Genomic DNA, 14,802 nt, shown 5'->3' on the forward strand with positions numbered 1-14,802 from the left:
TTTGCTAAGAATCCAACCGCGAAGATGTCGATATTATAGAACACAACACGTCTTCGTATTTCACCAAGCAGTATGCAAACCTCCACGTACGTTCCTTATAAAGTTAAGGACATCGCACTGGCCGAGTGGGGCCGTAAAGAAATCAAACTGGCTGAGGCCGAAATGCCCGGCCTGATGGCTCTTCGCACCGAATTTGGTCCGTCGAAGCCCCTCAAAGGCGCCCGCATTGCTGGTTGCCTGCACATGACGATCCAAACGGCGGTATTGATCGAAACCCTGGTTGAGCTGGGCGCTGATGTTACCTGGTCGTCCTGTAATATTTTCTCGACACAGGATCATGCAGCAGCCGCCATTGCAGCCGCTGGTATTCCTGTGTATGCCTGGAAAGGCATGACCGAAGAAGAGTTTAACTGGTGCATCGAGCAAACGCTGTTCTTCGGTGAAGACCGTCAACCGCTGAACATGATTCTCGACGATGGTGGCGACCTGACCAACATGGTTTTCGATGTATATCCTGAACTGATTGAGGGTATTAAAGGACTGTCGGAAGAAACCACAACAGGTGTACACCGGCTCTATGAGCGGATGAAAAATGGGACGCTGCATCTGCCTGCCATCAACGTAAACGACTCGGTTACCAAATCGAAGTTCGACAATAAGTACGGTTGCCGCGAATCGCTGGTCGATGCCATCCGTCGGGCTACCGACCTGATGCTGGCTGGTAAAGTGGCCGTTGTGGCTGGCTACGGCGACGTAGGCAAAGGCTCAGCCGAATCGCTGCGTGGTGCTGGTTGCCGCGTGCTGGTTACCGAAATCGATCCAATCTGTGCGCTTCAGGCTGCAATGGACGGCTACGAAGTTGTTACGATGGACGAAGCAGCTACCCGTGCTCAGCTTTTTGTAACGGCTACCGGTAATGTTCGCATCATCAAAAGCCGTCACTTTAAGGCAATGAAAGACAAAGCCATTGTCTGCAATATCGGCCACTTCGACAATGAAATCGATATGGCCTGGCTGAACGAAAATTATGGCCAGACCAAGAGCCAGATCAAGCCACAGGTTGATATGTATGAGGTCGATGGCAAAGAAATTATTGTTCTGGCCGAAGGTCGTCTGGTAAACCTTGGCTGCGCCATGGGTCACCCCAGCTTCGTAATGTCGTGTTCGTTCTCGAACCAGACGCTGGCTCAGCTCGAACTGTGGGCCAACTCCGACAGTTATGAGAACAAAGTGTATGTGCTGCCGAAAAAACTCGACGAAAAAGTAGCGGCTCTGCATCTGGCCCACGTTGGTGCTAAGCTCGAACCACTCGAACAGGAGCAAGCCGATTATATCGGTGTTTCGGTTGAAGGCCCATTCAAATCTGAAATGTATCGGTACTAAAAGCGAATGAAAATGAAAGAGTGAAAGACTAGCGTGCGTTAGCCATTCACTCTTTCACCTTTTCGCTCTTTCGCTCTCATATTACTGGCGCGGTTCTGCAAAACGGAACCGCGCTTTTTTATGTTATATTTGTTAGTATGCATCCAGACACTACGCCTGGCTCCGAAGCTGTATCTGGCGATCTGGCAATCGCTGGTTTTAAATTAAGTGATCAGCCAGGATTAAATTAGATTAACAGAACAGAAAGTTTATTGTAAATCAATAAGTTATTCACTAATTCGCCCAATCACTAATTCGCTCATTTACTTAGCCATAAGTAACTTATTATAAGACTCTTATTTGTATTTTTACATCCCATCTCCGACTTAACATTCCGATGAAACCCTTGCTCTACGTGTTGCTTCTGTTGCCTATGCTGACATCGGCACAGGCAACGATCGACACACTACACTGGAGCGCAACCCGACGGCTGGAACTGGCCGATTTTCGCTCACCCACCCAACCCGGTTTGGGCGGATCGGAATTTTATTACCAGATCGGCTACGAAGTTCGCCCCACTTCTCTTTGGAGCGAACCTGCCGTTGATGCCTACTGCCTGATGTTCCGCAATCTGTCGTGGATATCCGAAACAGCCAAAGACCAGCGAACACTGGCCTACAATCAGGTTCTGTTCGATCTGGTCGAAATTCATGCCCGGCAAATGAAAGCAAAACTGATTGCATTGCGCGTTGACAGGCACTTCAAACAAGAAGCTAAACAAATTGAGTACCTGACAAACTCCGAACTGGGTTCCGAAGTCAATCGGTTTCGGGGCGAAACTGGTGGTGGCGACGATGTTCAGGCTCTGCAACACTGGCAAAAACAGGTGGCTCAACGGCTCTATGATACGCCGGATATGGTTACAGTATATCACTCATCGAAAGTGGGCTTTGGCATTTTTCTGGGTGGCGGAGGAGCCTTACCAACCGGCCCATTAGCCGAAACCCTTACTCCTCCCGGTGGCATGACAGTAGGGCTCGATATTGCCTTTCGGCGAACAACCCTGCTTCTTCATACGACTCAATATGCAGCCCGACTGACGCAGGCGTTCACCCATCAGAATCAATCGTGGGAAAATGGGATGCATGTGAAACCAACCTTGCTGGAAATTGGTCTGGGCCATTTCATCTACGACTCTCCGCATAGCCGTTTAATTCCGTTTGTTGGCTATCGGCTGCTCGATCTGGCCCCCCGCGACCGCAACGACGAACGCTATAAAGGATTTTCGCTCATTAATCATGCCCCGGTAGTAGGGCTTATTTTCGATTTCAAACTAGGCGACAATGCCAAAAAGCCCGACCTTACTCAGGAAAGTTTCTGGTTTGTGCGAACCAAGCTTTCGTTCAGTCCGGTTCAGATAGCCAGTCCGTTTACGGGTGGGTTGCTTAATCTGCAAATTGGCCTGGGCGGGTTCGGTCGAATTCGTAAAGTATCGTACAAACCCGAACGAACGCTAATTCCTTTGCCCGCCCGAACGCTTTGATCTATACGGTGCCTGCTTTTATTTCGTTACTTCATCATGACTAGTGCTGGCAAAGGCTTTATGGGCCTGCTTATCTGCGTTCTGTTTGGCCAATTCTGCCGGGCTCAGCCTTATATTGCCCCACCCCAACAATTTACTCATGCCGATTCGCTGCGGGGCAGCTTACGCCCCGAACGCACCAGTTATGATGTTGTTTTCTATGACCTGAACCTCAGCGTTGACCCCGCAACTAAACGAATTGACGGCAGTAATACCATCCGCTATAAAGTAGTTCAGCCAACCCAGCGGATTCAGGTCGATCTGTTTGCCAATATGGCCGTAACAGCCATCGTCCAGAATGGTCGGCAACTGACCTACACCCGCGACCAAAATGCCCTATTTATTACGCTCCCGGCGCAGCAATCTGTCGGACAATTGTGTGAGTTAACAATCAAGTATGCGGGAAGCCCTATTGTTGCTCAGAACCCACCCTGGGATGGTGGATTTGTGTGGCGAACCGATACAACAACCCGTCAGCGCGCCGACTGGGTAACGGTTGCCTGCGAAGGAATTGGAGCCAGCCTGTGGTGGCCTAACAAAGACCACCTGTCCGATGAGCCCGATTCGATGCGTATTCGCTGCCGGGTTCCGAAAGGTCTTATCTGCGTATCGAATGGAAAACTGATTGGGCAGCAACCAACACCAGATGGGTTGCAAACCGAATGGACATGGTTTGTTCATTATCCCATCAATAACTACGACGTTACACTCAACATTACCGATTACGCCCATATTGCCGACACCTACACCGCTCGCGACGGACAAAAATTAGCACTCGACTATTACGTTCTGCCCGGTAACGTTCAGAAAGCCAAAATACACTTCGAGCAGGTCAAAACCATGCTGGCCTGCTATGAAACCTATTTCGGCAGCTATCCTTTCTGGAAAGATGGCTATAAACTGGTAGAAACGCCCTACTGGGGTATGGAGCACCAAAGCGCCATTGCCTATGGGAACCAGTATCAAAATAATGCCTTTGGTTTCGACTACATCATTATTCATGAAAGCGGCCACGAATATTTTGGCAACAGTTTAAGCTGTGCTGACCACGCCGAAATGTGGATTCATGAATCCTTTACGACCTACGCCGAAGCCTTGTTTGTCGAATACACGGCGGGCAAAGATCGAGCCATTGCTTACCTGAATACGCAGCGGAAGCTTATCCGAAACGAATACCCAATGATCGGGCCACTGGGCGTAAACTACGAACAGAAAGATACGGATATTTACTACAAAGGTTCCTGGATGCTGCATACCCTTCGTTATGCCGTTGGTAACGATATCAAATGGTTTGCGGCCCTCAAAGCGCTGGCCGTTGAAAAGCGGCTCTCCATCGTGCATACCGACGAGGTGATTAGTTTCCTATGCGAAAGAACCGGCGTTAACCTTCGGCCGCTTTTTAACCAATACCTGCATTATCCGAAACTGCCCGTTCTGGAATATAAAATCAATGCCAAACACGATGGGGAACTGCTGCTGAGCTACCGATGGGTTGCCGATGCGGCCGGTTTCAATCTTCCCGTATCGATACAAACCGAGCCCGGCAACTGGCAAACCATTCGCCCAACGCAACAATGGACAACCACTACCCTTAAACTAACGCTCAACCGGTTGATGTTCGAGATGAACAAGGGCCTGTTCGACCTACGAAACGTACTGATCCACTAGCTGATTTCTAACAGTTTATTAACGCACCATTGCTCAGAGTTTGCGAACTTGCAGGTATTATGAGAAAACACCTATTGTTACTGGCATTTGTTGGTTTAACAGCCTGTAACCCCGGCAGCTACCACCTCACGAACCGAACGGCCAACCGCATTGGCGTCGATTCGGTTGCGGCCAAAACCGATAGTAGCCTCGCCAATTTTCTGACACCCTATCGACAGGGTCTCGATAAGGCTATGAATGAAGTATTGACCCGTTCGACTGACCGTATCGAAAAAGGCCAGCCCGACGGCCCACTGAACGACTTGCTCACCGATGCGTTGCTTCAGCAGGCCAGCCAACGCTATGGCAAACCCATCGACTGTTCGCACCTGAACTACGGTGGTATTCGAAACAACCTGCCCGCTGGCAACATCACGGTCGGTTCAGTGTTTGAAGTTATGCCTTTCGACAATCAGACCGTTGTTCTGACCCTGAAAGGCGATATGCTTCAACAGTTGCTTAACCATTTTGCTCATGGCAACAAACTGGTTGTAGGAGGATTACGAGCCAAAATCCATAACGACCAGGTAACATCGGTTACCTTTACCAATGGGCGAACACTGCAACCCAACGAAACCTATACTGTAGCCATGAGCGATTACGTAGCCGATGGGGGCGACGAGGCCGGTTTTCTGAAAAATCCGGTCAAGCGCGAAAATATCAACTATCTAGTCCGCGACGCTCTGATCGATTATTTTCGCAATCAGGGCAAAACCGGCCAACCCATTAATCCTGTTTCCGATGGACGCATTAGCCTCGAATAGACGCCAGTTTCTGAAACTCCTTGGCACAGCCGCCGTTGTTGGCTCGGTAGCTCCCGATGTGCTGGCCCATAGTACAAAACCCAAAACGACGTTGCTGACCATTTTGCACACCAACGACGTACACAGCCGACTCGATCCGTTTCCGATGGATGGTAGCCGCAACGCAGGTAAAGGGGGCGTAGCTCGTCGGGCAACGCTGATCAACCAGATCCGGCAGGAACAAAAGAATGTATTGCTGTTCGATGCGGGCGATGTGTTTCAGGGAACACCGTATTTCAATCTGTATAAAGGGGAACCCGAAGTATTGGCGATGAACCGTCTTGGCTACGATGCGGGCACTATTGGCAATCACGACTTCGATGGTGGTATCGACAACATGGTCACGCAATTCGGTAAAGCCAGCTTTCCGTTATTGATTGCGAACTACGACTTCAAAAATACAGTAATGGACGGGCATTCTATGCCCTATAAAGTATTTGACAAAGATGGCGTTCGGGTGGGTGTTTTCGGACTCGGTATCCAACCTGAAGGGCTTATCCCGAAAAATGCCTATAAAGAAACGAAGTACCTCGATCCGGTTGAAATTGGGAACGACACTGCCGCCAAACTTCGAATGGAAAAGAAATGCGATTATGTAATTTGCCTCTCGCACCTGGGTTTCAAATACAACGAGCCTACCATTTCCGACAATGTGCTGGCAGCCAAAACCCGCAACATCGACCTTATTATTGGTGGCCATACCCACACCTTTCTGGATGCGCCCGTAGCTGTCAACAACCTCGATAGCGAGCCCGTATGGATCAATCAGGTAGGGTTTGCAGGCATTAATCTGGGTCGAATTGATCTAGCTTTCGACAAAGGGAAAGCCGTTTCGGGCACCGGAAAAGCCCTCGAAGTAAAGTAAAGTTCGTACCTTTGTTATTGAGTGGTTGAGTGAATGAGTGATTGAACGAATAAATGATCGTATCAGTCTTTTTCGCTCAATCACTCATTCACTCAATCACTCATTAGTAAATGAAATTTGGCGTTGTTGTTTTTCCCGGTTCTAACTGCGATCAGGATGCCGTTGATACGCTGGAACTGATGGGCCAGAAAGTCGTTAAACTCTGGCATAAAGATCATGATCTGCAAGGTTGCGACTTTATTATGCTACCCGGTGGGTTTTCCTATGGCGATTACCTGCGTACGGGAGCAGTAGCCCGTTTTTCGCCGATCATGAACGAAGTGATCGCCCATGCCAACCGGGGAGGCTATCTGATGGGCATCTGCAACGGATTCCAGATCCTGGCCGAAGCACGGCTGGTGCCGGGGGTGCTGCTTCAGAATGCCAATCAAAAATACATCTGCAAAAATATTTACCTGACTCCTCAGTCGCCCGATGCGCTGCTGACTGCAGGGCTGGATCGTTCGGCCTATAAAATTCCAATGGCGCACGGCGACGGACGCTATTTTGCCGATGCCGATACACTTAAGGAACTGAACGATAACGGTCAGGTGCTGTTCCGCTATTGCGACGAAACCGGTGCCATTACCGAAGCAGCCAACCCGAACGGTAGCCTCGAAAACATTGCGGGCGTTACCAACAAAGGTAAGAATGTGTTTGGTATGATGCCGCACCCCGAACGCGCTGCCGACCCACTTCTTGGCAATACCGACGGCCGCCTGATTCTGGATCAGATTCTGAAAGCCGTTCTGGTTTAAGGATGACTTCATAAAACAAAAGTGGCCCGGAACGTTCCGGGCCACTTTTGTTTTATGAAGTTTTATTGTCCACAGAGGCACAACTCACTATTTTATTATTCTGTGACCTCTGTGGCCAGTAAATAGATAGCTATTTACTGGCCACGGCTTCGAGCACCGGATAATCGGTATAGCCTTTTTCGCCAGGCGAATAGAACGTCGAAAAATCGGGTTGATTCAGTTCTGCACCGGTCTTGAGCCGCTCCACAAAATCAGGATTGGCAATTAATGGCCGACCAAACGCAATCAGATTGGCAAGACCACTCTGCAAAGCCGCTTCGGCCCGTTCGGCATCGTAGCCACCACTCAAAATCAGTGAGCCTTTGTAGGCTTCCCGAATGGCATTTACTATTGCATCGGGCACAATGGGTGCCCCCATCGATGAATGGTCGACCAGGTGTAGGTAAACAACACCAATTTCATTGAGTTTTTGCGCAATATAGGTATAGGTCTCATCCACCTCGGCATAAGGTTTAATGTCGTTGAAGACCCCGTATGGCGATAGCCGAACACCCACCTTATGGAGACCAATTGCTTTGCCGGCCTCTTCGGCAATTTCGAGCAGGAACCGGCTACGGTTTTCAATAGTACCGCCGTATTCGTCGGTACGATGGTTGGAATCAGGACTGATAAACTGTTCAATCAGATAGCCATTGGCACCATGAAGCTCTACGCCATCGAAACCCGCTTCTACTGCATTTACGGAAGCGTTGACAAACTCCTGTATGGTTTGTTTCACCTCTTCAGTTGTCAGCGCCCGTGGCGTTGGATGCGGCAGCATACCATCGGTATCCGTATAAATTTCGCCAGCAGCCGCTAATGCCGATGGCGCTATAATTTCGGCATTTTCGCCCAGATGCAGCGAATGGCCAATACGGCCGGTATGCATCAGTTGAGCAAAAATCTTACCCCCTTTGGCATGAACAGCATCCGTTACGTTCTTCCAGGCTTCGACCTGTGCAGCACTGTGGATTCCTGGAATACGAGCATACCCTTCGCCATTGGGCGATGGGCCAACACCTTCCGAAATTATTAGCCCAACCGAAGCCCGCTGTGCATAATAGGTAGCCATAATGTCGGTCGGAATATGATCGGCAGTTGCCCGGTTGCGGGTCATTGGGGCCATAACAATGTGATTCTGGAGCGTCAGCTTACCCAGTATTGCTTCCGCAAAAAGTTTTTGTGCCATAGCTACTCGTAGTTAAACGGTTTGTATGTATTCTGTCGTTGGTCTTCGGCATCAGTAGTCATTGACCATCGGAAGAAGGAATGATTAATGGCGCCGAAGGCTAATAACAGAAGGTTAGATTACGGCCAGAAAACACAACCATATATTTAAAAGTTTGGATGTATTAGGATAAATTTTTCAGGTTAGCTTTTCGATGAAATCCGATAGCTGCTGAAGCGATTCTTTATTCAACGTCAAATGAAGGTTTCGCCCTTCTTTCTGCGAATTAACCAATCCACTGTCGGTCAATAACTTAACATGGTGCGACACGCATGGCTGCGACAATCCGGTCAGTTGCTGAATATCGGATGCGGTCAGGCTTCCTTTATCTGAAAGCTCCATTAAAATTGTCAGTCGATATTTGTCGGCAATGGCACCCGTAGCTTTTTCAACAAAACGATTCTCCATGTCGGTAAGGCTTTAATAAACAAAAATAACAAAAACTACCGGAACCAAGTGCCGGAGCAAGTAGCCTGAAAAAATTACTATTTTTACCAGAATATTTAAAAATAGTGACTTGCCAATCTATGCGCACCAACTCTATCTGCCTAATCGTTGTCCTATTTCTTGCAACGGGTTCGTTGTTGGCTCAATCCTTCAGTTCGTCAGTGCTGCCCATTCTACTAATCAATACCAATGGGCAAACCATTCCGGACGAGCCCAAAATTGTAGCAGATCTGCAACTTATTGACAATGGTTCAGGCAAATTGAATAGCCTAACCGATAAACCAGCTTTCAGCAGCAAAATAGGCATTGAACTACGGGGAGCCACATCGCAGCAGTTCTTCCCCAAAAAACCTTATGGCTTCGAACTCCGCGACTCTACGGGCGAAAACTCGGTAAATGCTTCGCTTTTGGGCATGCCTTCAGAATCGGACTGGGTACTCAATGCAACCTACAACGACAAAACCCTGATCCGAGAAACGCTCACCTACGATCTGAATCGGCAGTTGAGCAGCTATTACACACCCCGCTACCGCTACTGCGAAGTGGTGTTGAATGGTAGTTATGCTGGCCTGTATATCCTTTTCGAGAAAATAAAGCGCGACAAAAACCGGATCAATATCAGCAACATAAAACCAACCGATGTGTCGGGCGATGCGCTGACGGGTGGTTATATTTTCAAGATCGACAAAACCGAAGGGTCCCCATCGCGCTCCTGGGTATCGGCCTATAAAGGTATAAAAGGACAGGCTATTCCTATTCAGATCGATCGACCCAAGCCCGACGATCTGGCCGAAGAACAGTTTCAATACGCCAAACGCTTCGTTACCGATTTCGAAAATGCGCTTCAGGGAAACAACTATCTGGACTCGGCAACCGGTTACCGAAAATACATCAACGACGACTCATTTGTAGATTATCTGCTGTTAACCGAAATCTGCAAGAACATTGATGGTTACCGGCTCAGTAGTTTTTTCTATAAAGACCGCGACTCGAAAGGGGGCAGGCTGGTGATGGGCCCCATCTGGGACTACAATCTGGCTTATGGCAATGTGAATTACTGTAGTGGCGAAAGCTACCAAGGCTGGGTATATAACTTTAGCCATGTTTGCCCCGACGATGATTTTCAGGCTCCATTCTGGTGGGAGCGCTTGCTAACCGATAAGGCGTTTGCTGCCAAAGTCCGCACAAAATACCAGTCCTTGCGGAAAACGATTTTAACAACCGATCGTATCAATGCCTATATCGACTCTACAGCCTTAGTACTGGGTGAAGCGCGCGTTCGCAATTTTCAGCGGTGGCCCGTTATCGGCATTTATGTATGGCCCAATTACTTCATCGGGAAAACCTACGACGAAGAGGTTACTTATTTAAAAAACTGGATACGCCAGCGTTTGATCTGGATGGACAGTGCTATTCTGCCTTTCGGAACCGAAATTCTCAGTAGCGAACCCGCCGATACCTTTTCGCTGACAATTAGCCCCAATCCGTCGGCCAGCGATGTTACGGTAACGTATCGCTTGCTGCGCCGAGCCGATCTGCGATTGTCGATTATAGACGCCAGCGGCCGGATTTTACATACACTTCAATGGCCCGCCGAATCGCCGGGAAACCATCAGCACATTCTGCCAGCTCAACTCTTGCCTGCCAACCCCGGAACCTACTTGTTTCAGCTCGACGCCGACGGCGTTCCTACCCGGCAAAAAGTTATACGGTTTTAGTGGTATCAAAACAAAAATGAACCAGAACCGAGACTACTCGCCGAACGGCAGAATGACCTCATAAGATACTGGCAATCAACTAATAGTCCATTCAGAAAGCGATTTTTCTACATCCAGGCAACGTTCACGCCGGATTTGTTTTTGGGTCAGAGGTTCGCAGTTCGTTCCGAAACCAGACTTCCTGCTGCGGAAATGGAATTGTGATTTCATGCTGGCGGAACAGTTCATCGAGCCGAAACCGGAGATCGCTTTTTACAAACTCAATTCGCAGAAATTCGTAGCTGTAGAAAAAGAGCTTAAAGTCGAGCGACGACGCACCAAAATCGCGAAACTGAACGGTAGGTTTGGGCGTCAGGAGGATAGCCGAATGTTCGCTGGCGACTTGTAGCAACAGGGTTTTAACCAGTTCGAGATCACTTCCATAAGCCACCCCAATATCGACATGAAACCGTGTGGGCCGATCGTTATGCGACCAGTTAATAACGGTTTCCTCAACCAGTTTAGAGTTCGGAACAATCTTGACAATCTCGTCGCGGGTTTCAACTTCCGACGTTCGCAATCCAATTCCTTTCACCATCACAATCGTATCGTCGACCACGACCATATCGCCTACGCGAACCGTGCCTTCAATCAGCAGAATAATGCCCGACAACAGATCTTTAACGGTTTGCTGGAGCCCCAGTCCAATACCAACCAGCAAAGCCGCCGTACCGGCCAGCACCACCGACAGTTGAATACCCAATGCCTGCATCGACAGAATGATGGCAAGTGGATAAATAATGTATTTGATCAGTCGATTGACGGCATACTGGTGCCCAATTGCCACGTTTCGACGGTTATAAAACAACCGAAGCACATAGCGCTTCAATAAATACATCACTGTCCAGGCCAGCACTAGAATGAAAATGGCAGAACAAATATCGGCTACGGTGAGGGTATAGGATTTGAGCTTAATTAACTCATAATTCAGAAAATCATGTAACGTATTCATTGTGTTGATCGGGTGGGTATTTGCCGGATTCAGCCAAGTTGAACCGGCGGAAAAAATTGATTAAATGAAGGAATCATTGATTGGAGCGTTCGGCTGGCAGTGGGCTGCATATGGGCAATAACGGGTGCCTCGGGCTGAATCGACAGCACCGGAACTTTGGCCCGATTTACAATCTGGCGGGCAAACGGACCAACAAAAAAGTGCCGGATCGGCGTATCCAGCGTGGCCGTAATGATAATGAGGCTGGCATGCAAATCTTCCGATTTTCGGAGCACGGTTTTGGCCACAGAGTCGGTTTCGGCAAGTAGTATATCGGCGTCGATAGAATCTTCTGCCAGTTGCCGGTCAAGAACAGACATAGCATTGGTTACGGGGTCGGTTTCATGAGCGTCATGCCGGTCAAACAGTCCCAGAACGGTCAGATGCGCCTTGTTTTTGCGGATAATTCGTCGAGCGTATTCATACTTGTCCAGTGCCCCCGGCACTGGCCGCACAGGAAACAGAATTTCCTGAAAATCGGTATTCTGAAACGTGCCTGGCACGGTCAGCACAGGGCACGGTGCCACTTTAAGAACGCGGTAGGCTTCCGACCCCATCAAATACTCCCGAATGCCGGAGGTTCCGTGAGCGCCCATCACAATGAGATCGGCGCCAAAATCACGGGCAACATCGGCAATGCGGTCGCTGATTACGCCCGTTCGGCATTCAACAAAATAACGCACGGGCAGGTCAGCCAGCTTTTCGTCGGCCCACTGGTGAAGTTTCGGTACTTCGGCCTCAATCACTTCTTCGCTCGATAAGGAAATGCTTAACCCATCGCCCGACGAAAACACATACTGATCGGGATTAATAATGTGCAATAACCGGATCACGGCGTTGTGGCGCTGGCTCATAGCGGCTGCAAGAGCCAGCGCCCTAGTCGATGTATCGCTATAGTCGATGGGAACAAGTATTCGATTTATGGTTATATTTTCCATGACAGAAGGGTTTTTAGGTTAAATAACGATTACCAGCCATAGGCGTTACTTTCCTGCTTTTATGCCGCAGCAAACGAAGGCGAAATGGTCAACGGTCCATACAGACGGTCAGTTTTAACGCCTGTCTCCTTATGCTTTAGCTCCGCTCTGGTTGGTTTATAGCCAACATTTTTCCATTCGAGAAGTGTCGCGTATTCTTTCGATTCAGTATCACCTTTCAGGTAATTGGTCAGAATACACGTCACCCGAAAGCCATTGGCCAGTTGAAAGCTGAGTGTAGGATCGTAGATTTCTTTCTGTATAACTTTATCGATATAGTGCTGAGGAGAAAGTTGTTCCGCATAACGACAATAGGCAGGAATTCGTCCGCCAGCCACAATAGCCCGCAGATTTAGACGTCGGCAGCAGTTCTTACGAGCATCATATAACCGGCGCCCCAGTCGCAGCCCCCGAAAGTTGGGGTGTACAAAAACATCGATACCATATAGAATACTACCTGCGGGGTCGTGCGTGTCGAAAGAATAGTGTCCCGTAACCTGTTCATAGGTGTGCTGTTCTCCACAATCGACCCTATTGACAATAATGGCCAGTGCTGCGGCTACCACTCTTCCATCGACTTCAATACAGAACTGGCCTTCAGGGAAAAGGTGAAGCAGCTTTTGTATCCGTTCTTTTCGCCAATACTGCCCTCCAATAGCGCTATAAGATTCAACCATCGTATCTTTCAACTGATCGTAATCATTTATAGATAAATTTCTGATTATCAAACTCATATATATTTTATTTATAGTTTTTTCAAAGTAAACATACTTCCTGATAGTCTAATGTACACCGTAGTGCTTAGAAGCTCCTTAAGCAAAAATTAGAATTAGCTGAGAAACCCGCTGGCTTTAGATACCAGCCGCGAACGTTGCCCGAACGAGTATTGGTTGCCCAAAGAAAAATCTACTATCCCTACCGACACGAAAGTATAAAAGCCTGTCCGTTAGCTTTTTAGCATATGGCTATACTTCACAAATCCCTGATTCTGACTCTGGTACTTGTCAGCACCATGCTCTTTTCGTGTAGTAAGAGCAGCAAAGATCCCGATCCACAACCGTCGGCCGAGCAATTGATTGCCGATAAATGGTGGTGCCCTTCTGGCAGCTATGCCCAGCAGTTTTTCGGGTCGGATGGTTCGTGGCAACAGCGGCTTCAAACAACCGACACGCCCGATACGGGCAAATGGAGCTTTTCGGCCGATAAGAAAACCATTAACATCAGCGAGGTAAAAGGCGGCAGTACACCCCAGCTCTTCTCACAATGGAGCTACACCGTAAACAAACTGGAAACGGCAGCTCTCAACATAAACTATTCTGGTCTGGCTATCAGCTATACCCCATGCCCCTAGTTACTGGTTCTTCAGACCGGAAGCAGGCGGAGCTTTATGGTGGTGCGTTCGGGTTAGGGGTTGGACTCCATTGGGCAGCCGCCATTCGCGCTGTGCAACAAACGGCATTTTCAGCAACTGAAAAAACGTAAGCTCTCCCTCGTTGCGATAGGCCGGCACACCCAATGTTAGCTCATGTTGCGCAATATCCATACGATGCGTGCCATGCAGCCGATCCCACCACGAAAAAAGTGTACCCCAATTGGAGTTGAACTCATCGAGCACAATCGAATGATGGATTCCATGCATACGGGGTGTCACTACAACCTGGTTCAATAATCGTTCAACCCGTTTGGGCAATCGCCAGTTTGAATGGTGAAACTCAGCGGCCAGTTCAAACCCAATTTCGTACAGAATAGCGCTCCAGCTACTGATACCAACTAAAATCACGATTGCAGTCCGAAATAGTACGCCCAAGAGCAATTCGCCAAAATGAAACCGTATGGCAGTCGACGCATCCATCTCTAAATCGGTATGATGCACATTATGGAACCGCCATAAGAATGGAACTTTATGCGTGGCGTAGTGCCACCAGTAATAGGCATAATCGAAAGCTAACACGCCCAGCGCTCCCCCAATCCACGTCCAAACACTAGTTTGGGGAAGCAGCCAGCGAATAAGCCCCATAGTATGTTGAGCAGCCCAATTGGCAGCCAGCAACGGCACGGGCAATAAAAGCAACCGGAGCGTAATAAACGTGGGAACAGCTACGCCGATGTTTCGCACCATCCGGCCCAGGCCCCGAAAATGCCGACGTCGTAAAGGCCATCGCCATTGTAGCCATACCAATACCCCAAAGGCCAGAACCAGCAGCGGTGCTCCAATAAAGTCGAAGGCAGGAATCAGGAACATAGCGG

Annotated in this window: 14 protein-coding genes; 8 read left to right on the plus strand and 6 right to left on the minus strand. The window is 48.8% G+C overall.

Features of this window, described 5'->3' with window-relative positions:
* Positions 1 to 72 precede the first annotated feature (72 nt).
* The 6 genes from ahcY to purQ all read left to right on the plus strand — a co-directional run bounded on the left by ahcY (position 73) and on the right by purQ (position 7,116).
* Entirely contained in the window at positions 73 to 1,383 is a 1,311-nt protein-coding gene (gene ahcY, locus WBJ53_RS24955) for an adenosylhomocysteinase (RefSeq protein ID WP_338871270.1), read from the plus strand.
* A 376-nt stretch (positions 1,384 to 1,759) separates the two neighbouring features.
* Positions 1,760 to 2,905: a hypothetical protein gene (locus WBJ53_RS24960; protein WP_338871272.1), complete on the plus strand. Its 1,146-nt coding sequence runs from the start codon at positions 1,760 to 1,762 to the stop codon at positions 2,903 to 2,905.
* Positions 2,906 to 2,941: 36 nt separating this feature from the next.
* Positions 2,942 to 4,612, plus strand: a complete 1,671-nt coding sequence (locus WBJ53_RS24965) for a M1 family metallopeptidase (protein WP_338871274.1) — start codon at positions 2,942 to 2,944, stop codon at positions 4,610 to 4,612.
* Between the two features lie 59 nt (positions 4,613 to 4,671).
* Positions 4,672 to 5,415 (plus strand): 5'-nucleotidase C-terminal domain-containing protein, encoded by a 744-nt coding sequence (locus WBJ53_RS24970; RefSeq protein ID WP_338871276.1) that lies wholly within the window; start codon positions 4,672 to 4,674, stop codon positions 5,413 to 5,415.
* A complete protein-coding gene (locus WBJ53_RS24975) occupies positions 5,393 to 6,319 on the plus strand; it encodes a metallophosphatase (RefSeq protein ID WP_338871278.1) in 927 nt (308 codons plus the stop codon). The genes WBJ53_RS24970 and WBJ53_RS24975 overlap by 23 nt, the downstream gene beginning before the upstream one ends.
* A gap of 110 nt (positions 6,320 to 6,429) precedes the next feature.
* Complete coding sequence (gene purQ, locus WBJ53_RS24980) at positions 6,430 to 7,116, plus strand: phosphoribosylformylglycinamidine synthase subunit PurQ (RefSeq protein ID WP_338871280.1); 687 nt, start codon at positions 6,430 to 6,432, stop codon at positions 7,114 to 7,116.
* Between the two features lie 130 nt (positions 7,117 to 7,246).
* On the opposite strand, the gene WBJ53_RS24985 is transcribed toward purQ, so the two are convergent.
* Together WBJ53_RS24985 and WBJ53_RS24990 are read right to left on the minus strand one after the other, a co-directional pair.
* Entirely contained in the window at positions 7,247 to 8,344 is a 1,098-nt protein-coding gene (locus WBJ53_RS24985; RefSeq protein WP_338871282.1) for an alkene reductase, read from the minus strand.
* Positions 8,345 to 8,521: 177 nt separating this feature from the next.
* A complete protein-coding gene (locus WBJ53_RS24990; protein WP_338871284.1) occupies positions 8,522 to 8,791 on the minus strand; it encodes a metalloregulator ArsR/SmtB family transcription factor in 270 nt (89 codons plus the stop codon).
* Positions 8,792 to 8,910: 119 nt separating this feature from the next.
* Between WBJ53_RS24990 and WBJ53_RS24995 the strand changes: the two genes are divergently transcribed.
* Positions 8,911 to 10,548: a CotH kinase family protein gene (locus WBJ53_RS24995; protein WP_338871286.1), complete on the plus strand. Its 1,638-nt coding sequence runs from the start codon at positions 8,911 to 8,913 to the stop codon at positions 10,546 to 10,548.
* 124 nt (positions 10,549 to 10,672) lie between these two features.
* Here WBJ53_RS24995 and WBJ53_RS25000 read toward each other — a convergent pair whose 3' ends face one another.
* From WBJ53_RS25000 to WBJ53_RS25010, 3 genes are read right to left on the minus strand one after another with little or no spacing between them, the layout of a single operon-like run.
* A complete protein-coding gene (locus WBJ53_RS25000) occupies positions 10,673 to 11,539 on the minus strand; it encodes a mechanosensitive ion channel domain-containing protein (RefSeq protein WP_338871288.1) in 867 nt (288 codons plus the stop codon).
* Between the two features lie 29 nt (positions 11,540 to 11,568).
* Positions 11,569 to 12,516 carry a universal stress protein gene (locus WBJ53_RS25005; protein ID WP_338871290.1) on the minus strand — a complete coding sequence of 316 codons (948 nt, stop codon included), beginning with the start codon at positions 12,514 to 12,516 and terminating at the stop codon, positions 11,569 to 11,571.
* A 59-nt stretch (positions 12,517 to 12,575) separates the two neighbouring features.
* On the minus strand, positions 12,576 to 13,289 hold the full coding sequence (locus WBJ53_RS25010) for a GNAT family N-acetyltransferase (protein WP_338871292.1): 714 nt from the start codon (positions 13,287 to 13,289) through the stop codon (positions 12,576 to 12,578).
* A 227-nt stretch (positions 13,290 to 13,516) separates the two neighbouring features.
* On the opposite strand from WBJ53_RS25010, the gene WBJ53_RS25015 reads away from it, so the two are divergent.
* A complete protein-coding gene (locus WBJ53_RS25015) occupies positions 13,517 to 13,906 on the plus strand; it encodes a hypothetical protein (protein WP_338871294.1) in 390 nt (129 codons plus the stop codon).
* Here WBJ53_RS25015 and WBJ53_RS25020 read toward each other — a convergent pair whose 3' ends face one another.
* A complete protein-coding gene (locus WBJ53_RS25020) occupies positions 13,907 to 14,797 on the minus strand; it encodes a sterol desaturase family protein (RefSeq protein ID WP_338871296.1) in 891 nt (296 codons plus the stop codon). It abuts the gene before it with no gap.
* Between the last annotated feature and the right edge of the window lie 5 nt (positions 14,798 to 14,802).

The organism is Spirosoma sp. SC4-14 (assembly GCF_037201965.1).
Classification (GTDB): Bacteria; Bacteroidota; Bacteroidia; order Cytophagales; family Spirosomataceae; genus Spirosoma.